21 protein-coding genes and 1 tRNA gene are annotated in these 22,828 nt (G+C 66.1%); 13 read left to right on the top strand and 9 right to left on the bottom strand.

What is annotated here, in order from left to right:
• Nucleotides 1-41: 41 nt before the first annotated feature.
• Together LPA35_RS08230 and LPA35_RS08225 are read left to right on the top strand one after the other, a co-directional pair.
• Nucleotides 42-674 (top strand): helix-turn-helix transcriptional regulator, encoded by a 633-nt coding sequence (locus LPA35_RS08230; protein WP_228896418.1) that lies wholly within the window; start codon nt 42-44, stop codon nt 672-674.
• A complete protein-coding gene (locus tag LPA35_RS08225) occupies nt 671-1,960 on the top strand; it encodes a type II toxin-antitoxin system HipA family toxin (protein WP_228896417.1) in 1,290 nt (429 codons plus the stop codon). The genes LPA35_RS08230 and LPA35_RS08225 overlap by 4 nt, the downstream gene beginning before the upstream one ends.
• Before the next feature lie 21 nt (nt 1,961-1,981).
• Here the strand turns inward: LPA35_RS08225 and LPA35_RS08220 are convergent, their stop codons facing one another.
• Nucleotides 1,982-2,875: a LysR family transcriptional regulator gene (locus tag LPA35_RS08220; RefSeq protein WP_228896416.1), complete on the bottom strand. Its 894-nt coding sequence runs from the start codon at nt 2,873-2,875 to the stop codon at nt 1,982-1,984.
• A 127-nt stretch (nt 2,876-3,002) separates the two neighbouring features.
• Here LPA35_RS08220 and LPA35_RS08215 point away from each other — a divergent pair, with 127 nt between their 5' ends.
• Complete coding sequence (locus tag LPA35_RS08215; RefSeq protein ID WP_228896415.1) at nt 3,003-3,605, top strand: short chain dehydrogenase; 603 nt, start codon at nt 3,003-3,005, stop codon at nt 3,603-3,605.
• Nucleotides 3,606-3,704: 99 nt separating this feature from the next.
• On the opposite strand, the gene LPA35_RS08210 is transcribed toward LPA35_RS08215, so the two are convergent.
• From LPA35_RS08210 to LPA35_RS08190, 5 genes are all read right to left on the bottom strand, one after another.
• Entirely contained in the window at nt 3,705-4,709 is a 1,005-nt protein-coding gene (locus LPA35_RS08210) for a tripartite tricarboxylate transporter substrate binding protein (protein ID WP_228896413.1), read from the bottom strand.
• A gap of 146 nt (nt 4,710-4,855) precedes the next feature.
• Complete coding sequence (locus tag LPA35_RS08205) at nt 4,856-5,587, bottom strand: SDR family NAD(P)-dependent oxidoreductase (RefSeq protein ID WP_370641395.1); 732 nt, start codon at nt 5,585-5,587, stop codon at nt 4,856-4,858.
• Between the two features lie 5 nt (nt 5,588-5,592).
• The gene (gene pcaF, locus LPA35_RS08200; protein ID WP_228896408.1) at nt 5,593-6,804 is read right to left on the bottom strand and encodes a 3-oxoadipyl-CoA thiolase; all 1,212 of its coding nucleotides are present in this window, start codon (nt 6,802-6,804) and stop codon (nt 5,593-5,595) included.
• 35 nt (nt 6,805-6,839) lie between these two features.
• Nucleotides 6,840-7,490 carry a 3-oxoacid CoA-transferase subunit B gene (locus tag LPA35_RS08195; RefSeq protein ID WP_228896406.1) on the bottom strand — a complete coding sequence of 217 codons (651 nt, stop codon included), beginning with the start codon at nt 7,488-7,490 and terminating at the stop codon, nt 6,840-6,842.
• A 28-nt stretch (nt 7,491-7,518) separates the two neighbouring features.
• Nucleotides 7,519-8,220: a 3-oxoacid CoA-transferase subunit A gene (locus LPA35_RS08190; protein WP_228896405.1), complete on the bottom strand. Its 702-nt coding sequence runs from the start codon at nt 8,218-8,220 to the stop codon at nt 7,519-7,521.
• A 91-nt stretch (nt 8,221-8,311) separates the two neighbouring features.
• On the opposite strand from LPA35_RS08190, the gene LPA35_RS08185 reads away from it, so the two are divergent.
• On the top strand, nt 8,312-9,112 hold the full coding sequence (locus LPA35_RS08185) for an IclR family transcriptional regulator C-terminal domain-containing protein (protein ID WP_228896403.1): 801 nt from the start codon (nt 8,312-8,314) through the stop codon (nt 9,110-9,112).
• A 138-nt stretch (nt 9,113-9,250) separates the two neighbouring features.
• On the opposite strand, the gene LPA35_RS08180 is transcribed toward LPA35_RS08185, so the two are convergent.
• Complete coding sequence (locus LPA35_RS08180) at nt 9,251-9,472, bottom strand: hypothetical protein (protein WP_176886849.1); 222 nt, start codon at nt 9,470-9,472, stop codon at nt 9,251-9,253.
• A 200-nt stretch (nt 9,473-9,672) separates the two neighbouring features.
• Here LPA35_RS08180 and LPA35_RS08175 point away from each other — a divergent pair, with 200 nt between their 5' ends.
• Nucleotides 9,673-10,107 (top strand): DUF1841 family protein, encoded by a 435-nt coding sequence (locus LPA35_RS08175; protein WP_010459392.1) that lies wholly within the window; start codon nt 9,673-9,675, stop codon nt 10,105-10,107.
• 26 nt (nt 10,108-10,133) lie between these two features.
• Here LPA35_RS08175 and LPA35_RS08170 read toward each other — a convergent pair whose 3' ends face one another.
• Nucleotides 10,134-11,396, bottom strand: coding sequence for a putative Na+/H+ antiporter (locus tag LPA35_RS08170; protein ID WP_228896401.1), 1,263 nt, complete (start codon nt 11,394-11,396; stop codon nt 10,134-10,136).
• A 240-nt stretch (nt 11,397-11,636) separates the two neighbouring features.
• Between LPA35_RS08170 and LPA35_RS08165 the strand changes: the two genes are divergently transcribed.
• A complete protein-coding gene (locus LPA35_RS08165) occupies nt 11,637-12,092 on the top strand; it encodes a DUF3429 domain-containing protein (RefSeq protein WP_228896399.1) in 456 nt (151 codons plus the stop codon).
• Between the two features lie 61 nt (nt 12,093-12,153).
• On the opposite strand, the gene LPA35_RS08160 is transcribed toward LPA35_RS08165, so the two are convergent.
• Nucleotides 12,154-12,816 carry a cytochrome c gene (locus LPA35_RS08160; protein ID WP_228896398.1) on the bottom strand — a complete coding sequence of 221 codons (663 nt, stop codon included), beginning with the start codon at nt 12,814-12,816 and terminating at the stop codon, nt 12,154-12,156.
• A 106-nt stretch (nt 12,817-12,922) separates the two neighbouring features.
• On the opposite strand from LPA35_RS08160, the gene LPA35_RS08155 reads away from it, so the two are divergent.
• From LPA35_RS08155 to LPA35_RS08125, 7 genes are all read left to right on the top strand, one after another.
• A complete protein-coding gene (locus LPA35_RS08155) occupies nt 12,923-13,777 on the top strand; it encodes a MoxR family ATPase (protein WP_055401588.1) in 855 nt (284 codons plus the stop codon).
• A gap of 10 nt (nt 13,778-13,787) precedes the next feature.
• Nucleotides 13,788-14,024 (top strand): hypothetical protein, encoded by a 237-nt coding sequence (locus tag LPA35_RS08150; protein ID WP_055401590.1) that lies wholly within the window; start codon nt 13,788-13,790, stop codon nt 14,022-14,024.
• 16 nt (nt 14,025-14,040) lie between these two features.
• On the top strand, nt 14,041-14,643 hold the full coding sequence (locus LPA35_RS08145; RefSeq protein WP_121420978.1) for a GNAT family N-acetyltransferase: 603 nt from the start codon (nt 14,041-14,043) through the stop codon (nt 14,641-14,643).
• Nucleotides 14,644-14,661: 18 nt separating this feature from the next.
• Complete coding sequence (locus tag LPA35_RS08140; protein WP_055401594.1) at nt 14,662-15,849, top strand: VWA domain-containing protein; 1,188 nt, start codon at nt 14,662-14,664, stop codon at nt 15,847-15,849.
• A 133-nt stretch (nt 15,850-15,982) separates the two neighbouring features.
• Nucleotides 15,983-17,938, top strand: a complete 1,956-nt coding sequence (locus LPA35_RS08135) for an autotransporter assembly complex family protein (RefSeq protein ID WP_228896397.1) — start codon at nt 15,983-15,985, stop codon at nt 17,936-17,938.
• Between the two features lie 14 nt (nt 17,939-17,952).
• Entirely contained in the window at nt 17,953-22,365 is a 4,413-nt protein-coding gene (locus LPA35_RS08130; protein WP_228896395.1) for a translocation/assembly module TamB domain-containing protein, read from the top strand.
• A 55-nt stretch (nt 22,366-22,420) separates the two neighbouring features.
• Nucleotides 22,421-22,495, top strand: a tRNA-Arg gene (locus tag LPA35_RS08125).
• Nucleotides 22,496-22,828: the final 333 nt, after the last annotated feature.

Below are 22,828 nucleotides of genomic sequence, written 5' to 3'. Positions count from 1 at the left end.
CATAGATGTTCAAAAATTCCTTCTTGAACTAATATCTATGAATGCCATCTCAAAACACCAAGCCCGCTGACTACCCCCAGGCGGTCCTCCAGCAGATCGCGTTGCTCGCGCAGAACATCGTGATTGCACGCAAGCGCCGCAAGGAAACACAAGCCCAGTGGGCCCAGCGGCTGGGCGTGTCGCAGCCCACCATGGCGCGCATCGAGCGCGGCGACCCATCGGTGTCCATGGCGTCGTATGTGATGTGCATGTGGCTCATCAACCAGGCCCAGGGGCTGGCCGACCTGATTGCACCGCAGAACGACCTCACATCGCTGGAGCTTGAGGTAGCCAAAGCCCGCCCCCGGCGCACAGCACAGAAGACGGCGCAGAAAGACGCAAAGACGCCAGCAAGCAACGCAAAGCCTGCCGCCTTGCCGTCCGTCTCCAGAACCAACGCACCTGCCCACTTGGGGACCGTGCACGTTGCCGAAGAGATGAAGGGCTCCTTCGAGGAAGCAAGCCCTGCCAAACCAACCATAGGGGCCGCGCAGAAGGTCACTGGACTGGGCCCCGAAGAACAGATCCGACAAGCCATTCGAGTTACAGGACTCGGCGCGCCAAAGCGCCAGCCCAACAGCACCGCCGCAGGCCTGGCCGCACTGATCGCGGGCCAGAAGAAAGCGCGGCCATGAGCCTGCAGCCCAACGCGCCGCAGGTCACTCCGCGCTCCTATGTGCCGCACGACACGCTGTATGTCTGGACGCTGGTCAACCCCGCCCAGCCCGTGCTGACCGGAGCGGTGGGCCTATCGCAGCTGGTGCCCAACTGCGCCACCTTCACCTATGCCACAGACTGGTGGCAGTTTGCGCTGAGCGAAGACCTGCCCCTGCTGGCTGGCCAGACGTTCAGCGCAGGCCACAAGGACAGCGCGCCCGGCGCCATCGACGATGCGCGGCCAGACCGGTGGGGCGAGCGCATCATCCGCCACATCGACCGCCCCGCGCGCCTTTCGATTCTGGAGATGCTGCTGTTCGCTGGCGACGACCGCTTTGGCGCGTTGGGCATCTCCACATCGGCCGACCACTACATCCCGCGCCGCATCGGGCCGTATCCGCAACTGCGCGATCTGGAGGCCATGGTGCGGGCGGTGGAAGACGTGCAGTCGCAAGCCCCGGTCACACCAGAAATTCAGCGGCTGGTGCAGCCCGGCGTGACGCTGGGCGGCGCACGGCCCAAGGCGCTGCTGCAAACCGACAGCGGGCCCTGCGTCATCAAGTTCAGCGAGCTGGACGACACCGTGGATACGCCTCTCATCGAACACGCCACCATGACGCTGGCAGCCCTGGCAGGCATCCACGTTGCCAGCACGGGTGTGCTGCCCATTCCATCGTGGCGGGGCCGGGGGCCGCAGCGCCATGCGCTGACCATCCAGCGGTTTGACCGGGTGCAGATGGGTGCCCTGAGCCTGCGCGTGCACTGCATCTCTGCCAAGACGGCACTGGCTGCGGCGGGCCTGACCGAAAGCTATGGCGCACTGGCCACCGTGCTGCTGCGCCAGGCGCACCCCGACCGGCAAAAGGCGCAGCGCGAAGAGCTGTTTCGGCGCATGGTGTTCAACATCCTCATGGACAACACTGACGACCACGAGCGCAACCACTGCCTGTGCCTGAGCTTTGACGGCTACTACGACCTGGCCCCCGCGTTCGACGTGGTGCCCACGCTGCAGAACATGGGCTACCAGGCCATGGTGGTGGGCCAGCACGGCGCGCAGTCCACGCTGGACAACGCGCTGACCGACTTGAGCGAATTCGGTCTCACCCGCGCCCGGGCCATCGGGTTGATTCAGGAGGTTGCTCACGCGATAGAGCAATGGCCGCTGCATTTTGCGCAGCACGGCGTCTGCGCGGCCGACATGGAACAGCTCGCGGCGAGCATCGACCGCGATGCACTCAAGGACCAGCGCAAAGCATTCTGCTGAGCCGGCTGCCGTATAGCTCAGTCAGTGGCCATCTACGCCCAGCGTCCCCACCACGTACTCCACAAACCGCGCCAGCTTGGGCAGTTGCCGCCGGTCGGGCGCGTACACCAAGTGCACATCGCGCTGTGCGGGCAGGCAATGCTGCAGCACGGGCACCAGCGCGCCGCTGGCCAGGTCGTCGGCCAATAGCACCTCGGGCTGCATGACGAGACCCAGCCCATGCAGCGCCGCCTGGCGCAGGCCATCGCCCTGGTTGCAAACGAAGCGCGCGTTCTCCGGCCAGAAGAACTCCGTGTCGCCGTCGCGCAGCGTCCATTCCACACGGCGCTGCCACACCGAGTGGCTCAGGCACTGGTGGCGGGCCAGGTCGGCCGCGCCCTGTGGCGTGCCATGGCGCGCCAGATAGGCGGGCGTGGCGGCAATCACCATGCGGTAGGGACGCAGTGAGCGGGCCACCAGGCCTTCGTCCACGATGCGGCCGATGCGGATGGCGGCATCGAACCCCTCACCCGCCATGTCCACCACGCTGTCGGTGAGCTGCAGGTCCACACGCACCTGCTCATGGCGCTGCAGAAACTCCGCCACCAGTGGCGCGATGACATGGCTGCCCAGGGTAAAAGGCGCACTCACCCGCAGCAGGCCCTGCGGCACGGCGCGGCTGCGCTCCACGGCCGATTCGGCCCATCGCACCTGCTCCAGCACGCGTTTGCTGTCTTCGTAGAACGCAGCGCCCACCTCGGTCAGGCTGTTCTGGCGCGTGCTGCGCTGGAACAGGCGCGCCCCCAGGTGGGCTTCGAGCTGCTGGATGTGCTTGCCCACCATCACCGCCGATATCTGCAGCTGCCGCGCGGCGGCGGCAAAGCTGCCGGCTTCGACCACGGCCACCATGACTTCCATGTTGCGCAGTTTGTCCACGACGGATTCCTAATCAATGGTTAGTACAAGAAGAACTTCAATGTACTTTATGCATTGATTGATTCGCAAAAGAATCAGGGCCTGTCTGTTCCTCCACCCTTCTTTTTCAACCTTCAAGGAAAACACCATGTCCAAGATTCTTCTCATCGGCGCCAGCGGCACCATCGGCCAGGCCGTGCTGGCCAACCTGGGCGCACGCCACGACGTGATCACCGTGGGCCGCAGCAGCGGCACGCACCGCGCAGACTTTTCGCAGCCAGGTGCGGTCGCAAAGCTTTTCGAGGCGGTGGGCAAAGTCGATGCCATCGTCAGCACCGCAGGCAACCTGCACTTTGGCCCGCTGGCCGAGATGACAGCCGAGCAATTCAACCTGGGCCTGCAAGACAAACTGCTGGGCCAGGTGCAACTGGCGCTGGTCGGCCAGAAGTATTTGAACGATGGCGGCTCCATCACGCTGACGGCGGGCATCCTCTCGATCGAGCCCATCCGCAACGGCGCCAATGCCACGGCGGTGAACGCGGCCATCGAGGGCTTTGTGGCCGCTGCCGCCATTGAGCTGCCGCGCGGCCTGCGCATCAACGCCGTGAGCCCCACCATCCTCACCGAATCTGTGGGCGTGTACGGGCCGTTCTTCCCGGGGTTCGACACGGTGTCTGCCGAGCGCGCCGCGCGCGGCTACCAGCGCAGCGTGGAAGGGGCGCAGACGGGGCGGGTGTACCGGGTTCAGTGAGCCAGACCACCTGGATTTGAAAGAAAAATAGCTGCTGCCGCCCGTCGAACAGGCGGCAGCAGCTATCAATTGGGTAGCTGCAGTGATCGAAGGTGCAGATCAGTCGAGACTTGCGCCCGACTCCTTCACCACCTTGCCCCACTTCACCGACTCGGCCTGGATGAAGGCGGCGAACTGCGCGGGCGTTTCGCTCATGGCTTCCGCGCCCTGGTCATTGATCTTCTTCTTCACATCGGCCTGGTTCAGCACCTTGACCAACGCGGTGTTCAGCTTGGCCAGCACTGGCGCGGGCGTGCCTGCGGGGGCAAACATGCCGAACCACGACGTGGCTTCGTAGCCCGCCACACCAGCTTCGGCGATGGTGGGCACGTTGGGCAGCTCGGGTGAGCGCTTGGCGGTGGTCACGGCAATGGGCACCAGTTTGCCGCTGCGAACATGCTGGATGGCAGAGGGCATGTTGTCGAACATGATGCCGATCTGGTTGCCCAGCAGGTCGGTGACAGCGGGTGCGCTGCCCTTGTAGGGCACGTGCACCATGTCCACCTTGGCGAGACTCTTGAACAGCTCGCCCGACAGATGGATGGAGCTGCCGCTGCCCGACGAACCGAAGTTGAGCTTGCCGGGGTTGGCCTTGGCGTAGGCAATCAACTCGGGCACCGTCTTGAACGGCTGGGCGGGGTTGGCCACCAGCAGGTTCGGAACATTGGCCACGCGGGTCAGCGGCGCGAAGTCCTTCACGGGGTCAAACGGCATCTTCTTGTACAAGCTGGCATTGATGGCGTGCGTGCCCACCGTTCCCATGAACAGCGTGTAGCCGTCCGCCGGGGCCTTGGCAGCCATGGAGCCGCCAATGTTGCCGCCCGCGCCTGCGCGGTTGTCGACGATGACGGACTGGCCGAGTTCGGTGGTCAGCGCCTGGCCGATGATGCGGGCCAGGATGTCGGTGGTGCCGCCTGCAGCGAAGGGCACGACGATGGTGACGGGCTTGCTCGGGTAGGCCTGCGCCAGTGCAGCACTGCTGCCCAGCAGGCCGATACCAGCGAGGGCGGTGACTGCAGCGGCCGACAGCGCCAAGCGGCGGGTGGTGTGGATGGAACGGGTCATGGTTTGTCTCCTTCAAGAAGGTGGATGAAATGGGTCTCACGGACGCGACATCCGGCCGCGCCGTGACCTCAACCGGGCGCCGAGGCCTCCGGGCGAGAACAGGGGTGCGCCCCTTGCAGGGCGGCAGGGAAGATCAGTTCAGGTTGCTAGACAGGCGCCACTCCCAGCGTGGTGCCGCCGCACACGTACAACACTTGCCCGGTCACGAAACCGTTGTCGGGCGAGAGGAAAAACAGCGCTGCGCGGGCCACGTCCTCGGGCGTGCCCATGCGGCCCACGGCGATGCTGTTCAGGATGCGCTGCGTTTGCGGCGCTCCGTCGGGGTTGCTCTGGCGGAAGAGTTCGGTGGCGATGGGGCCGGGGCCAATCGCGTTGACGGTGATGCCGTCGCGCCCCAGCTCCATGGCCAGCGTGCGTGTCATGCCGATCATTCCGGCCTTGGTGGCGGAGTAGACGATGCGCTCGCCCTTGCCCAAAGCGGCGCGCGATGACATGTTGACGATGCGGCCCTGCCCGCTGGCGCGCAACGTGGGCAAAAAGGCTTGCACCAGCAGCATGGGCGCACGCAGGTGCAGGCCCACCACGTCATCCAGCTGCGCGGTGGTGGCGGTGTCGATGGTGCCGGGGCGCGTGGCACCCGCGTTGTTCACCAGCGCCGTCACGTTGTGCTTGGCCGCGATCTCGGCCGCGCGCTCGCGGGTCGATGCTTCGTCGGTCAGGTCGCCCTGGTACGAGGTGAGTTGCGGGTGGCTCCACGTGGGCAACACGTAGTCCAGGTTGACCACCGCGTGGCCCTGGGCCAACACGGCTTCGGCAATCGCGCGGCCGATGCCGTTGCTGGCGCCGGTGACGACCGTGACGGGAGTGCTTTGATCAATTGCGGTCACACGCGCTCCAGGATGATGGCAATGCCCTGCCCCACGCCGATGCACATGGTGCACAGCGCGTACTGGCCGGCGTGTTCGTGCAGGCGGTTGACGGCGGTGGTGACCAGGCGCGCGCCGCTGGCGCCCAGCGGGTGGCCCAGCGCAATGGCGCCGCCCCAGGCGTTCACACGAGCGTCGTCGTCCTTGATGCCCAGCGCGCGCAGCACGGCCAGGCCTTGCGCGGCAAAGGCTTCGTTCAGTTCGATCACGTCCATGTGGTCGATGGTCAGGCCCGTCTGCGCCAGCACCTTCAGCGTGGCAGGCGTGGGGCCAAAACCCATGATGCGCGGCGCCACACCGGCCACGGCCATGCCCACCACGCGGGCGCGGGGCTTGAGGCCATATTTGGCAGCGTTGGCTTCATCGGCCAGCAGCAGCGCGCAGGCGCCGTCGTTCACGCCGCTGGCGTTGCCCGCCGTCACCGTGCCATCGGGCCGCACCACACCCTTGAGCTTGGCCAGCGCTTCGATGCTGGTCTCACGCGGGTGCTCGTCCTGGCTCACGATGATCGCGTCGCCCTTCTTTTGCGGGATGTACACCGGCACGATCTCGCGCGCCAGGTGCCCGGCCTTGATGGCGGCCACGGCATTGAGCTGGCTGCGCAGGGCCATCTGGTCCTGGGCTTCGCGCTCAATCTTGAAGTCAGTGGCCACGTTCTCGGCGGTTTCGGGCATGGAATCCACACCGTACTTTTCCTTCATCAGCTTGTTGACAAAGCGCCAGCCAATCGTCGTGTCGTACACCGCGTTGTTGCGGCTGAAGGCGCTCTCGGCCTTGGGCATGACGAAGGGCGCACGGCTCATGCTCTCCACGCCGCCCGCGATCATCAGGCCCGCTTCGCCCGCCTTGATGGCGCGTGCTGCGGTGCCCACGGCGTCGAGCCCCGAGCCGCACAGGCGGTTGATGGTGGCCCCGGGCACGTCGATCGGCAAGCCTGCCAGCAGGCTGCTCATGTGGGCCACGTTGCGATTGTCTTCACCGGCCTGGTTGGCGCAGCCGTAGAGCACATCGGTCACGGCCGCCCAGTCCACACCGGGGTTGCGGTCCATCAGCGCCTTGATGGGGATGGCACCCAGATCGTCGGTGCGCACGCTAGACAGCGCGCCGCCGTAGCGGCCAAAGGGGGTACGGATGGCGTCGCAGATGAAGGCTTGGCGTTGTTGGCTCACGGTTTTGTCTCCTCGTTGCTTGGGGGTGGATTCGTTCAGGCGGCAGGGCGGATGGGTAGGCCCACCAGCCGCTCCAGCTCAGTCTGCGACAGGCCGGGCACGGTGTCGATGAGCTGCAGCCCTGTGGGCGTGCAGGCCAGTGTGCACAGATCGGTGTAGATGCGCTTCACGCAGGCGACACCGGTGAGCGGGTAGGTGCACTGCGCCACGATCTTGCTCGCGCCCTGCTTGGTCAGCAGGTCCATCATCACCCAGGTCTGCTTGGCGCCGATGGCCAGGTCCATCGCGCCGCCCACGGCGGGGATGGCGCCGGGCTCGCCCGTGCTCCAGTTGGCCAGGTCGCCCGTGGCGCTGACCTGGAAGGCACCCAGCACGCAAATGTCGAGGTGCCCGCCGCGCATCATCGCGAAGCTGTCGGCGTGGTGGAAGTACGCGCCGCCGGGCAGCAGCGTGACGGGCTGCTTGCCCGCGTTGATCAGGTCATAGTCCTCCAGCCCTGCAGCGGGCGCAGGGCCCATGCCCAGGATGCCGTTTTCGCTTTGCAGGATGACTTCGCGGCCTGCCGGGATGTGGTTGGCGACCAGGGTCGGCTGGCCGATGCCCAGGTTGACGTAGGCGCCGTCGTGGATGTCTTGCGCCACGCGTTTCGCCAGCTCGTCTTTACTACGCTTTTGATAGCTGCTCATGCTTATTCTTTCTGCGCTTGGGCCGATATCAGGCATATTTCTTGAATCCGCCCGCCTGCGTGGCCGTGCGGTCGATCTTCACCACATGCGTCACATAGATGCCCGGGGTGACGATGGCTTCCGGGTCCAGCGCGCCCAGCTCCACCACCTCGTGCACGGTGGCAATCGTGGTCTTGGCAGCCGTGGCCATCACGGGGCCAAAGTTGCGCGCCGACATCCGGTAGGTGAGGTTGCCCCAGCGGTCGCCCTTCTCGGCCTTGACCAGGGCCACATCGCCGTGGATGGGGTATTCGAGCACGTAGTGTTTGCCATTGATCTCGCGCGTTTCCTTGCCCGCAGCCAGTTCGGTGCCATAGGCCGTGGGGCAGAAAAAGGCGCCGATGCCCGCGCCCGCAGCGCGCAGGCGCTCGGCCAGATTGCCCTGGGGCACCAGTTCCAGCTCCAGCTTGCCACTGCGATACAGGTCATCGAACACATAGCTGTCCACCTGGCGCGGAAAGCTGCAGATGATCTTGCGCACCTGGCCCGCCATGAGCAGCGCGGCCAGGCCCTGGTCGGCATTGCCTGCGTTGTTGTTGACCACCGTGAGGTCACGCGCCCCCTGGGCGATGAGGCCATCGATCAGCTCGCCCGGAATGCCGGCCGTGCCGAACCCACCTATCAACACCGTGGCACCATCCTTTACCCCCGCAAGGGCCTGGGCCACCGAGTCCGCCAGTTTGTTGATCATTGCAACGCTTTCTTGGTTTCTCTGTTGTCTCTTTGAAATTTGTTCGTATATAGAACAAATGTTCGCTTAAAGAATTATAGTTGGCATACGTATGAATTCCCAAACCCCTGAAGCCAAAGACCCCAAACCGAGCGACAGCTATGTGCAGTCGTTCGCGCGCGGGCTGGAGGTGATCCGCTCGTTCAGCGCTGCCACACCGCAGCAGACCTTGAGTGAAGTCGCCGCGCAGACCGGCCTGACGCGCGCCGGCGCGCGCCGCATCCTGCTCACGCTGCAGACGCTGGGCTATGTGGAGACGGATGGCAAGCTGTTTCGTTTGAGCCCGCGCATCCTGGATTTGGGGTTTGCGTACCTGTCCTCGCTGCCCATCTGGAACCTGGCCGAGCCGGTGATGGAAGACCTGGTGGAAGAGGTGCGCGAGTCGTCATCGGCCGCCGTGCTCGACGGCCTGGACATCGTCTATGTGCTGCGCGTGCCCACCCACAAGATCATGCGCACCACGCTGGGCGTGGGCTCGCGCCTGCCCGCGTGCTGGACGTCCATGGGCCGCATGCTGCTGGCCGGGTTGCCGGACGACGAACTGCAGGCCCGGCTGCAGGGCCACCCGATGCAGCGTTTTACCGAACACACCACCACCGATGTGGATGCACTGCTGGCCCACATCCGCCAGGCGCGGCAGCAGGGCTGGTGCCTGGTGAACCAGGAACTGGAAGAGGGTTTGATATCGATTGCCGCGCCGCTGACCAACCGCACGGGGCAGACGGTGGCGGCGCTCAACATCAGCGGTCAGGCCAATCGCACAAGTGCGGCAATGATGCAGGAGAGCCTGCTGCCCGCACTGCTGAGTGCGGCCCGGACCATTTCGCGCATGATGGGCGCACCGCGGGGGTGATGAAGGGGAAGGCACACCGAGAAAAGCCGGTGATCACCCCCGCAACGAGCAGCCCGTGCTAAAGCACCGACTCCCGTCTTAGTTGGAGAGGGCAAGAACCGGAGTCGCAACCCCAGTCGCTCGCCATGACAGGTGAAATCAGTTCTTGCGAAACCCCAGCACCAGCACCACGCCGCCCAGCACCATCGCACCCAGGCTCATCCACTGGGGGATATTGACGGATTCTTTTTCCTTCACGGTGAGCTCGAGCGGGCCCAGCTTGGCTTGGGTGGTGTCCTTGGTAAAGCTGAAGCCGCCGGTCAAAAACCCGGCCAGCCCCACCACCAACAACAGCACACCAACGATTCGCATTGCATTCATGACACTTCTCCCGATGCCGGGTTTGGAGGACTGCGACAAAGTGGACCCGGCTCCCGACCTTTGCGCCAGCCCAATGTAGGTGCGCCAGCGCAGGGCCAGCGTAGGACGCCGCCCCGGCGCGATGTAGCAGGCGGGCGCGATCCGAACCGCCTTCCCCTGTGCGCTCCGGGCTCTTACCCTGCGTGCTACCCTCACGCCCCATGTTCAGCCCCTCCCAAGCCGATGTGCGCCGCTTTCTGTGCGGTGTGCACGCCAAGACCCAGAGCGGCGCCCCCATGGAAGCCATCGAGACGCTGGCAAGCCTGTGGATCGCCGAGCACCCCGAGTACCACGCCGACCTGTCCGACGCCGATGCGGCCGTGGCACGCAACTACGACGAAACACCAGGGCAAACAAATCCCTTCCTGCACCTCTCGATGCACCTGTCCATCAGCGAGCAGTGCAGCATCGACCAGCCGCGCGGCATCCGCCAGGCAGTGGAGCTGCTGACGGCACGGCTCGACTCCTTGCACGACGCGCACCATGCCGCCATGGACTGCCTGGGCGAGATGCTGTGGGAGAGCCAGCGCGCAGGCCGTCCGCCCGATGGCGACGCCTACATCGCCTGCGTGCAGCGGCGCGCCACACGGGACTGACCACCCACGCTACGTCCGCTGGCCGGTCACAACAACTTGAACGCCAGCACCGCCACCATGGTAGGTGGCAAGGCACCCAGCAGCAGCCCCAAGGGGTGGATGGCGTTGTCAGCGAACTTCTCTTTCAGGATCGCCGCGCCTGCAGGGTTGGGTGCATTGGCAATCACAGTCAGCCCCCCACCCGTTACTGCACCCGCCACCAAGGCGACCTTGAACTCGTCGCTCAGGCCTTCGACCAACGAGCCCAGGTAGGTCAGCGCGGCGTTGTCCGTGAAGGCCGTGAGCGCCGCCGCCCCAAAGAACACGGCATTGGCGTCCATCTTCATGAGCACCGGCTGCAGCCACCACTGCTGCAAACCACCCAGCACCACCAGCCCGGCCAGGAAGAAAGCCACCAGCAAGGCCTCGCGCAGGATCAGCGGGTTTTGGTGGCGCTGGTAGGCCGTGGTGAACCCCATGAAAAACAGGAACAGGCCCATGAAGACTGCTGGGTGGTGCGCAAACAGCACGACAAGCCCCAGGAATACCAGATGCACCAGCATCACGGACACAGGCACGGGCGCCTCGTCCGTCGTGATCTTGCGTCCCATGTGCCCCACCTGTTGGCGAAACAGCAGCGTGGCGATACCGGCGTTGACCACCACCGCGACGGCCGCCTTCCAGCCAAAGTTGGACACCATGAACCACAGGTCCCAGTTCCACTGCGCCGCCACCATGAGCACCGGCGGCGCGGCGAACGGCGTGAGGGTGCCGCCGATCGAGATGTTGACGAACAGCACGCCAATGGTCGAATACTTGAGCTTGTCCGACAAAGGCTGCGAAAACAGGATGTCACGCAGCATCAGTGCCGCCAGCGTCATCGCAGCAGGCTCGGTGATGAAGGAGCCCAGCAGCGGAACGGCCGACAACACCACAAAGTACATCGCCACACCGCGCTGAAAAGGCATGCACCTTGCCAACACCCGCACCGCGGAGCCAGCCATCTGAAGAATCGGCCGCGTAGCCGCAATCACCATGATCGCGAACACAAACAGCGGTTCGGTGAAATTGCGCGAGTCCAGGTAGGCCGTGGCCTCCTGCTTGCCGCTGATGGAGAACATGAACAGCATGAGCACCAGCGCCCAGAAGCCGAATACCACCTCGACCTCGCCCAGCAAATGCCAGATGCCCGCATGCTTGGGCTGCGTATGCGCCAGGCGTTCGAAATACTTGGTGGAGAAGGTGTGGAGGATGGCCAGGCCGAACAGGACGGCACCGATCACCTGGATCAGGGTGGGAGAGGAGTTCATGGGTCGCAGAAAAACCGCGTGGCGGCCCGACCAGCGCATGAACCTGCCAGGCCACCATGGCGCCGACACCCAGCTTCCATTTTACCGTTGCACAACGGCGGCTCCGTGTAGGCGCAGCGCGCTTGGAACGCCTCTCACGGCATACACACAACCATGCACCGCACTCGGGAGTCGCGCTTTCCAGACAATGCGGGCACCGTACCCGGAGGCACCATGCACAGTCACCCATCCGCACAACCCTTGACTTCACCACCCCCTGCGCCGATCCCTGGTCCCGTGGCCTGGCTGGGCTATGGTGGCCTGCTGCCGTTTGTGACACTGGCGGCTGGGGGCCTGTGGGCACCCAGCACGCCCTGGTGGAGCGCGGCGCTACTGGCCTATGGCGCGGTGATTCTGAGCTTTGTGGGAGCGCTGCACTGGGGCTTCGCCATGGCGCTGAGCGGCCTCAGCACCGCCGAGCGCACACGCTGCTTTGTGTGGAGTGTGGTGCCATCGCTGATGGCCTGGCCTGCGACGCTGTTACCCCCAGCGGGAGGGGCAGCGCTGCTGGTGACAGGCTTTGTGGCGCACCTGGTGCAAGACCATCGGCTGGCCGCACGCACATCGCTGCCAGCGTGGTACCTGCCGCTGCGCTGGCGCCTGACAACCACGGCCTGCGTGTGCCTGGCCGTGGGCGCCATGGCTACCAGCCGCTGACGATTCGATAGCCCAGCAAAAAGCCCGCCGAAGCGGGCTTTTATCAACGGTGGTCTGTCGTTTAACGGAAACGCGACTGGGGCACCGTGTGCAGATCGCCGTCGAGGCCGCTGATGTAGTTGGAAAGCGCCTTCAGCTCAGCGTTGGTGAACTGCTTGGCCACACCGCCCATGATGGCGTTGCCACGGCCCACATTGGCGTTCTTCTCGACCTTGTAGGACTTGAGGGCCACGAAGAGGTAGTCGGCATGCTGGCCGGCGATCTTGGGGTACGAGGGATCAATGGGCTTGGCGAAGTTGTCGCCGTGGCAGGACACGCAGGCGCCCTTCTTCAACAGCTCGGCCACCTGCACACTGGGTTCGCGGCCGGGCTTGGCGGGCAGCTCGGTCTCAGTCTTGCCGTGCTGTTCGTAGTAGGCCGACACGTCTGCGATGTCCTTCTCGGACAACGACTCGGCGATGCCGCGCATGGTGGGGTGCTTGCGCTCGCCCTTCTGGTAGGCGACCAGCGCTGCCGCAATGTACTTGGCGCTCTGGCCCGAGATCATGGGTACCTTGTGGATCTCAGGAAAGCTGGCCTGGTAGCCAACAATGCCGTGGCAGCCAATGCACATGGCAATCTTTTGCTTGCCGGCTTCCACGTCGCCTTTGGCTTCCTGGGCATGGGACAAGGCGGTCACGGAAGCGACAGCCAGGGCAAATAGCGTGGTCAGCGTTTTGTTCATTTTGCGCGCACAATCTCGTGGAAGTTCAGCTCTGGGCTCTGATCAGCCGCCGATTATAGCCAGCGCCCTGTCAAGCCCATTCATCAACGATCCGGTGTTTTCCCCCATGAAATTCCAAGGCTCCCAGAACTACGTCGCCACCCAAGACCTGATGCTCGCCGTCAATGCCGCCATCACGCTGCAACGGCCGCTGCTGATCAAGGGCGAGCCCGGCACGGGCAAGACGATGCTGGCCGAGGAAGTGGCCCAGGCGCTGGACATGCCGCTGTTGCAGTGGCACATCAAGTCCACCACCAAGGCCCAGCAGGGCCTGTATGAATATGACGCCGTGAGTCGCTTGCGGGACAGCCAGCTCAACGATGGCGACAGCGCAGAGCGCGTGAAGAACATCCGCAACTACATCATCCAGGGCGTGCTGTGGCAGGCCTTCACGGCCGACCGGCCCGTGGCACTGCTGATCGACGAGATCGACAAGGCCGACATTGAATTCCCGAACGACCTGCTGCGCGAAATCGACCGCATGGAGTTCTACTGCTACGAAACACGCGAACTCATCAAGGCCAAGCACCGCCCGCTGGTGTTCATCACGTCGAACAACGAAAAGGAACTGCCCGACGCCTTCCTGCGCCGCTGCTTCTTCCACTTCATCAAGTTCCCCGAAGCCGACACCATGCGGCAGATCATCAACGTGCACTTCCCCACGCTCAAGAGCGAGCTGCTCAGCGTGGCGATGAAGACGTTTTATGACGTGCGCAACCTGCCCGGCCTCAAGAAGAAGCCATCGACCAGCGAACTGATCGACTGGCTCAAGCTGCTGGTGGCTGAAGACATTCCGCTCACCGCCTTGCAAAGCGCCGATAACAAGGTGGCGGTACCCCCGCTGGTGGGGGCGCTGCTCAAGAATGAACAGGACGTGAGCCTGTTCGAAAAGCTGGTGTTCATGAATCAGCGCAACCGCTGACTCCCCGGCAATGTCCCAACACCCTACCCCTTCGCTGGCAGACGGCATTGCCGACGCCATTGGTTTTGTTGGCGGCGCACTCGCCGGTTTCTGGCTGGGTCAGTGGCTGGGCATGGACATCTTTGCGCCAGGCTACGGCACCCCGGCCCTGGTGGGCATTGCCCTGGTGGGACTGGGCGGCGGCCTGGGCCTGCACGCTGCGCGGCGCTGGCAGACCAGTCGGCGCAACAAGCCCTCCAAGGATTGACGAAGAGAAAAGACCCATGGCTTTTGTAGAACCAGTCACCCTGCGCGACCGAGGCATCCGCCTGGAGCCCCTGGCGCTCTCCCACGAACACGGCTTGGCCGCCGCTGCGGCCGATGGCGAGCTGTGGAAGCTGCGCATCACCTCGGTACCCGAGCCCCAGGACACCCGCGCGTACATCGAAGCCGCCTTGAAGATGCGCGAAGACGGGAACCGCTTTGCCTTTGCCGTGGTGGATGACGCGACGGGCAAGGTGCTCGGCTCCACCAGCTACCACGACATCGTGCCCGCTGTGAAACGCGTGGAGATCGGCTGGACCTGGTACTGCCAAAGTGTGCAGCGCACCCACGTCAACACCACCGCCAAGCTCTTGATGATGGGTCACGCCTTCGACACGCTGGGCTGCCATGTGGTGGGCTGGCGCACCGACAACTACAACTTTGCATCGCAAAAAGCCATAGAACGCCTGGGCGCCAAGAAGGACGGCGTGCTGCGCGGCCACGCGCTGCGCCGCGACGGCACCATTCGCGACACGGTGATGTACAGCATGCGCTCAGGCGAGTGGCCTGAGGCCAAGGCGCAGTTGCTATATCTTTTAGAGCGTCGAACGCTTACCAAATAAGCGCTGGAGGCCAAAATCATGCTGATCGACTTCTTCTACACCCTGCGCTCGGCCAAGTTGCCCGTGTCAGTCAAGGAATACCTCACCCTGCTCGAAGCCCTGCAGGCCGGTGTGGTGGGCCCCAAGTCGGATGACGCATGGAGCCTGGACGACTTCTACAACCTCTCGCGCCTCACGCTGGTCAAGGACGAGAAGCACTACGACAAGTTCGACCGGGCCTTCGGCGCCTACTTCAAGGGCGTGGAGATGGTGGCCGACTTCACCAAGGAGATCCCGGCCGACTGGCTGCGCAAGATCCTGGAGAACGAGCTCACGCCCGAGCAGAAAGCCGCCATCGAGAAGATGGGCTGGGACGAGCTGATGGAGACGCTGAAGAAGCGCCTCGAAGAACAGAAAGAACGCCACGAAGGCGGCAACAAGTGGATCGGCACCGGTGGCACCAGCCCGTTCGGCCACGGCGGCTACAACCCGCAGGGCGTGCGCATTGGCGGCGCGGGCAAGAACAAGAGCGCCGTGAAGGTGTGGGAGCAGCGCGCCTACAAGGACTACGACGACCAGCAGGAGCTGGGCACGCGCAACATCAAGGTGGCCCTGCGCCGCCTGCGCAAGTTTGCGCGCGAAGGGCATGAGCTGGAGCTGGACCTGCCCGACACCATCCGCAGCACGGCCGCCAACGCGGGTTACCTGGACATCAAGATGGTGCCCGAGCGGCACAACAACGTGAAGGTGCTGCTGCTGATGGACGTGGGTGGCACGATGGACGAGCACATCCAGCGGGTGGAAGAGCTGTTCAGTGCGGTCAAGAGCGAGTTCAAGCACCTGGAGTTCTATTACTTCCACAACTGCGTGTACGACTTCATGTGGAAGAACAACCGCCGCCGCTTTGCCGAGAAGTTCCCGACCCTGGACATCATCCGCAAGTACAACAAGGACTACAAGCTGATCTTTGTGGGCGACGCGACCATGAGCCCCTACGAAATTCTGCAGCCCGGCGGCAGTGTGGAATACAACAACGAGGAAGCGGGCGCCGAGTGGATTCAGCGCCTCACGCACGCCTTCCCCAAGTTTGCGTGGATCAACCCCGAGCCCCAGGGCGTATGGCAGTACCGCCAGAGCATCAGCATCATCCAGCAACTGGTGAGCAACCGCATGTACCCGCTGTCGCTCAAGGGGCTGGAAGAGACCATGCGGCTGCTGTCGAAGTAGGCGGGATGGGGCCCCAGCGCTTTGGAGCCCATCGCGCGGAACTGTCTGACACGACGGGGCTGATTTTGGGTGCATAGTGGCGGTGGGCCGGTTTTGCAGCCAGCCCCAACCACCCAAACCACCTTCTCCTGCCGTGCCTTTTCGCGTCCTGCGCCCCACTGCCCTTTTCTCAACGCCGGCCCCATGGTCGGCGTTGCTGCTTTTCAGCGCGCTGTGCCTGCAGGGCTGCAGCCTGCTGCCGCGCGGTGAGGATAGCGAGAGCACAGGCTCGGCGCCCACCCCTGCCATTGCCGAATCGGGCACGCCCTCTTTCGCCGTTCAGGTCAACGCCCCCGCCAACGTGCGCGAGACGCTGGAGCGCCACCTGGAGCTGCAGCGCTTTCGCCACCTGCCCGATCTCCACGCCAACGAGCTGCAGCGCCTGCTGGGCGCAGCCGATGCCAACGCCCGCGAACTGTTGGGCACGATGGGCTACTTTGCACCCACCATCACGGTGGAGCTGACCGAAACGCCCGACAGCAAGGCCGCCCCGCGCACGGTGGTGGTCACGGTGCAGCCCGGCCCGCAGACCCGCATTGCCAGCGCGGACATCGACTTCACTGGCAACACGGGCGGTACGGACAGCTCCAGCGCGGAGCAACCAACAGAAGAAACCGGTACCAGCGCCAGCATCCGCCAGCAGCAGCGCGTGCAGCGCAACTGGTCCCTGCAGCCGGGCCAGCCGTTCACCCAGTCTGCCTGGGACTCGGCCAAGAACGACGGCCTGCGCCAGCTGCAGGCGCGCCGCCACCCCACCGCCCGCATCGCCAGCAGCCGGGCCGAGATCGATGCCGACCAACACGCGGCAAAGCTCAGCGTGACCTACGAGCCCGGCCCGCCCTACCGCTTCGGGCCGCTACGGGTAGAGGGCAGCCAGCGCTACGACCCCGACGGCGCCCGGCGCCTGGCGCGCCTGCCCACAGGTGCGGTGTATGACGAGGCCGAACTGCTCGACGCCCAGCTGCGGCTGGCCAGCAGCGGTTACTACGATTCGGTGTTCCTCACGCTCGACACCGAGGGCACTGACCCGCAGGCCGCGCCCGTAGTGGCCCAGGTGCGTGAGGCACCGATGCAAAAGCTGGTATTCGGCCCCGGCTTCTCGACGGACAGCGGCGCGCGCCTGTCGCTGGAGCACATCCACAACCAGTTGCCCTTCATCGGTTGGCGCGCGGTGAGCAAGCTCTCGCTGGACCGCGAGACCAAACACGCCAGCAGCGAATGGACCGACCTGCCCAACAACAACGGCTGGCGCTGGTTTGCAGGCGCCCAGCTGCAGCGCGAGGCGACGGGCGACTACGACGTCAACAGCGGGCGCGTGCGCTATGGCCGCAGCAAAAGCACCAAGAACATCGACCGCAACTACTTCCTGCAGTACGACTACGCCAACAGCCAGGGGCTTGCCGCCAACGTGCAGTCGCCCTCTGACACCAGCACGGCCCTGAGCGTGAACTACGGCTGGACGGGCCGCTACTTCAACAGCGCCACCGCCCCCACGCGCGGCCATGGCATCGCCGTGGAGCTGGGGCTGGGCACCACGCTGCGGCCTGAGCGCGACCCGTTTGTGCGCACCCTGTTGCGCTGGCAGTCGTTCATCCCCGCAGGCCGCGTGCAGGACGCCGCTGGCGTGGGTCGCAGCGCCCGCGTGGCCTTGCGCGCAGAGGGCGGGGCCGTGCTGGCGCGCGATGGCGCGCAGATCCCTGTCACCCAACTCTTCCTGACCGGGGGCGACACCACCGTGCGTGGCTACGGCTACCGCAGCATCGGCGCCCGCACCGACAACGGCCAGCTCTACGGCGGCCGCTACCTGGCCGTGGGCAGCGTCGAATGGCAGCGCCCCATCGTCTACCAGGGCGCCATGACCGACTGGGAGAGCACGCTGTTCGTGGATGCTGGCGCGGTGGCCGACCGCCTGGGCGACCTGGACCCGCGCGTGGGCATTGGCGCTGGCGTGCGCTGGCGCAGCCCTGTGGGGCCGCTGCAGGCCGACCTGGCCTATGGCGTGAAAACCAAGGAGGTGCGGCTGCACCTGCGGCTGGGGTTCAGCTTCTGATGAGCGCTGCACCCATGCCCCCCCACTCCCCGACACCCCGCGCACGCTCCTCCGATTTCAGCGCAGGCGCATCGCACCACCAGGGTGGCCAGCACCCTTCGCCACGCCGTGGCCGCCCTGCGCTGCGTGCACTGGGCTGGCTGTTGGTCGCAATGATTGCGCTGCTGATCGCCGCTGCAGCCGCCGTGTGGTGGTGGGCAGGCAGCAGCACGTCGCTGGCCCTGGCGCTGGCGCGCGCGGCGCAGTACCTGCCCGCCAACCAACAACTGGAAAGCCGCGAGGTCACCGGATCACTGCGCAACGGCGGGCGCATTGGCTGGCTGCGCTGGCGCAGCCCCAGCCTGTCGGTGGAGGTGACCGACATCCGCCTGGGCTGGCAGCTGGCCCCCCTGCTGCAGCGCCGCCTGGAGCTGGGCGAAGTGCATGCCGCGCGCGTGCAGATCACGCCGCTGGGCAGCCAGCCCAATGCGGAGCCACCCACACCCCTGACCGAACTGGTGCTGCCCTTGCAGATCGGCGTGCCGTTCCGCGTAGACCAGCTGCAATGGGCGGGCGCCCCGGCCGTAGAAGCCCAGGGCCTGGCCGGCGACTACCGCTTTGACGGGAGCGAGCACCGCCTGAACATCGACAGCGTAGCGCTGGCCCAGGGTCAATACACCGCGCGGCTGACGCTGGAGGCCCAGGCCCCCATGGCGCTGAACGCCACTGTGGACGGCACGGTGAGCGCCGCCGTGCCCGGCGGCACCACCGCCCTGCAGGTGGGTGCACACGCTACCCTGCAAGGCACGCTGGCCACAGCGGCAGCGCAGCTACAGCTGCAGGCGCGCATCAGCCCCACCGCCGCCCAGGCCGGGCCCACGGAGCCACCCCCTGCCCCTGCCCCTGCCAAACCACCCACCGCCAAACCAGCAGCACCGCCACCACCCGCCGCAGAACCCATGCAGGCCGACCTGCAGTCCACGCTGGCACCCTGGTCCCCACAGCCCTTGCAATCGGCCCAGGCCACGCTGCGTGCCGTCAACCTGGCAGCTCTGTGGCCCCAGGCCCCGACCACCCGGCTGCATGGCACCGTGCAGGCCGGGCCCACCGGGAGCGGAGCAACGGCCGGCACTGGTTGGTCCCTGCAGGCACAGCTGCGCAACGAACTAGCAGGCCCGTGGGACCAGGCCCGTCTGCCCATCACCTCCCTGCAGGCCGATGCCAGCTACGACGGCACCCGCTGGACGGTGCCCGGCGCCACTGTGAATACAGGCACCGGCGCAGTCACCCTGCAGGGCAACTACACCCCCACCACCGGCGCGCTGGAGGGCCAGGCTGAACTGCGCAACCTGCGCCCAGACGCCCTGCACACCGCCTGGGCAGCCGCCCCGCTGGCGGGCCGCGTGGGCGCGCAGATGCAGGGCGACGTGGTGCGCTTTACGGCAGATATCCGCGCCACCGGCACCGCCGCCTCCGGCAAAACCCCCACCAACCGCCCCGCCTTGCTGCGCATCAACACGCTGACCACCCAAGGTAGCTGGCAACCCCCGTCACCCACCCGGCCCGGCGGCACCTTGCAGCTGGAACGCCTGCTGCTGGACGCCCTGCAGGCCCGCATTGAAGCCACCAACCTGCGTGTGGCCCCCGGCGATCTGTCGGGCCAGGGCCAGATTGCGCTGACCGTGCCCGGCGCCACAGCGCGCGCCCAGGGCAGCATGGCGCCCCAGGCGGGTGCGGGCGACCTGCAGGTCCAATGGACCGACGTGGACCAAACCCAGCGCTGGCTGGCCAGCCTGCCGCTGGTAGGCCCCCGTTTGAATGAATCCCTGCGGGGTGCCACCGCCAAAGGCGCCGTGCAGCTGAACGCGCGATGGAAAGGTGGCTGGCAGACAGCGGCCCGGCAACTGCAAGCCGCCACCGCAACCACCAGCGACAGCACATCCCCCAACGCCAGCCGTGCGGGCAACACGCCGCCATCGGACAAAGCCACCTTCGAGCTGCAAGCCAAGCTCTCCACCCCGCTGCTGGACCTGTCACTGCCTCCCGGTAAAGATGAGGGTGGCGGTTCCACAGCCGTGCAACTGCGCGCTGTGCAGGCCGGCCTCTCGGGCACCCTGGCGCAGGCCACGCTGACGCTGGATGGCGAAGCCCGGCTGAATGCATCCCAGCCCCAGCAGATGCAGCGGCTGGCCCTGCAAACCCGCGCCACGGGCGGGCTGGCCACACCCACGCAAGGGGCGCAGGTGCAGATCAGCGAACTGCGGCTGGTGGCACAAGACACCGCACGCCCCGGCCCCTGGACGCTGCAACTGGCTGAGCCCATATCCATCACCGCACGCGCCACCACCGGCCCACGCTCGCCATCAACGGGCTACACCGTGTTGGCCACTACAGGCCAGGCCCGCCTGACCGGCCCCCAGCCCGGCACCGCCGTGCTGCGGTGGCAGCCCCTGCGCGTGGCCACCGGCGCGAACCCTGTGCAATTGCAAACCCAGGGCACCGTGCAGGGCCTGCCCATGGCCTGGGTCGACGCGCTGGGCCTGGGCAACACCCCGGCCGCCGCAGGCCGCCCTGCCCAGCCGCTGCTGGCCCGCATGGGGCTGGCCACCAGCATCGTGCTGGACGGGCAATGGAAAGTGGACAACACCCAAGGCCCCCTGCGTGCCAGCGCCAGCCTGCGCCGCGCCAGTGGCGACCTGCGCATCCTGGCGGGCGACGCCACCGCCATCACCGCCGTGCAAAGCAGCGGCCAGGGCACTGGCGCAGGCGCCACGGCGGTGATCGCCACCGAGGCCTCGGCAAACCCCTCGGCATCAGCTGCTGCATCCGGTGCAGGGGCAGGCACCGCCGCCGGTGTGCGCCAGGCCGAAGTTACCGTCGAGATCGAAGGCGAGGCCCTGCGCGCCCAACTCGCCTGGGCGAGCGACCGGGCGGGCGAGGTGCAGGCCAACGTCAGCACCCGCCTCACACCCGGAGCGCCCGGCGCCTCCGCCGCTGCGGGCGCCAGCCCCTCCTCGCCCGTCACCTGGGCGCCCGATGCACCCCTGGCCGGCACCCTGCGCGCGCGCCTGCCCGACGTGGGCGTGTGGTCGGCCCTGGCCCCGCCCGGCTGGCGCGTGCGCGGCACGCTGGACGCCAGCGCCACCTTGTCAGGCACCCGCAATGCGCCGCGCTGGGCCGGCACGCTGGGCGCCGACGACATGGCCGTGCGCTCGGTGGTCGATGGTGTAGACCTGCAAGGCGGCCGCCTGCGCGCCACGCTCCAAGGCAACCAGCTCAGCATCACTGAGTTCCGCCTGCAGGGCGGGCGCGGCAGTGGCGCGCGCATTGCGGGCTTCAGCGGCAACCGCACGGCCGCCCCGCAGGACGGCGGCACGCTCACCGCTACTGGCCGCGTGAGCTGGGGCGACAGCGCCACCGCAACCACGGGCCAGTCAGGCATCACCATTTCACTGCAGGCCGAGGCCAAAGCGCTACAGGTGCTGGTGCGGGCCGACCGGCAGATCAGCGTGTCGGGCCAGCTGCAAGCACAGCTTCAGCAAGGCCAGATCAGCCTGCGCGGCAAGCTCACCACCGACCGCGCCACTATCATCCTGCCCGACGAAACCGCGCCCACGCTGGGCTCCGACGTGGTGGTGCGCTCTGCGGCCAAGGACCGCGAAGACCAGGCCAAGGCCCAGGCCGCCGCCAAGGCCAACCAGGTAGCGGCCCAGGCCGAAACCGCCAAGCCCCCCGACATCGCCATCACCCTGAACCTGGGGCGCGACTTTGCCCTGAGCGGCCAGGGCATCACCACGCGGCTGACGGGCGAGGTGGACATCCGCAGCAGCGCCGTGCCCGGCGCCCCACCGCGCGTGACCGGCGAAGTGCGCACCGACGAAGGCCGCTACCGAGCCTGGGGCCAGATGCTGGACGTGGAGACGGGGCTCATCCGCTTCAACGGCCCCTACAACAACCCCTCGCTCGACATCCTGGCGCTGCGGCCCAACATCAGCGTGCGCGCTGGGGTGCAGGTCACCGGCAGCGCCCAGGCGCCGCGCGTCAAGCTGTATTCCGACCCCGAGTTGCCCGATGCCGAAAAACTCTCGTGGGTGGTCCTGGGCCGCAACGCCTCCGCAGGCGGCGCCGAAGCCGCCGTCATGCAGCAGGCCGCCCTGGCCCTGCTGGGCCGCCGTGGCGGCGGCAACACCAGCGCCAACATCGCCAGCCGCATTGGCCTGGACGAAATCGGCTTTCGCAGCGCCACCACAGGCGAAGACGCCAGCGCAGCCGCCCTCACCTTCGGCAAACGCCTGTCCAAGGATTTGTATGTGACCTACGAACGCAGCTTGTCGGGCACGCTGGGCACGCTGTACATCTTTTACGACCTTACCCGCAGCCTCACGCTGCGCGGGCAAACGGGCGAGAAGAGCGCGGTGGACATCATCTACACGGTGAAGTACGACTGAGGCTGAACACGCCAGAGAGTGTGCGTGTGCCCACTACAATGCGCGGCTGTCTTGCCTCCTCGTAGTTCAATGGATAGAACGAGTGCCTCCTAAGCGCTAGATACAGGTTCGATTCCTGTCGAGGGGACCAGTGACCAGTCCGCAAGAGTCCAAACTCTTCCGGACTTTTTTATTTCTCCTTTGAAATCAGCATCTTAGCTGTCCGCACCCATCCAGACCAGTCCACCCCCATCCGAGAAAATTGGGGGCACATTTGGGGGCACATTTTTCAAAAGTGGGGGCACATTTTTTATGCCCCCACCCAGGCGTCAGATGCCCCCATGGCCAAGGGCGGCCCCAGGGCGGTTTTCCGCGCGCCAGCGAGCCAGAACAGCTCCCTGAAACCGACCGAACCCACCACGCGGCGGCCGGATGTGCCCCCAGCTCGGCACGGATATGCCCCCACGCCTGACCAGCCAGGCCA

The sequence above is a fragment of the Acidovorax sp. Leaf73 genome (assembly GCF_916855635.1).
Classification (GTDB): domain Bacteria; phylum Pseudomonadota; class Gammaproteobacteria; order Burkholderiales; family Burkholderiaceae_C; genus Acidovorax; species Acidovorax facilis.
Note: the sequence above shows the minus strand (reverse complement) of the source record. Positions and strands in the feature narration are given on the sequence as shown.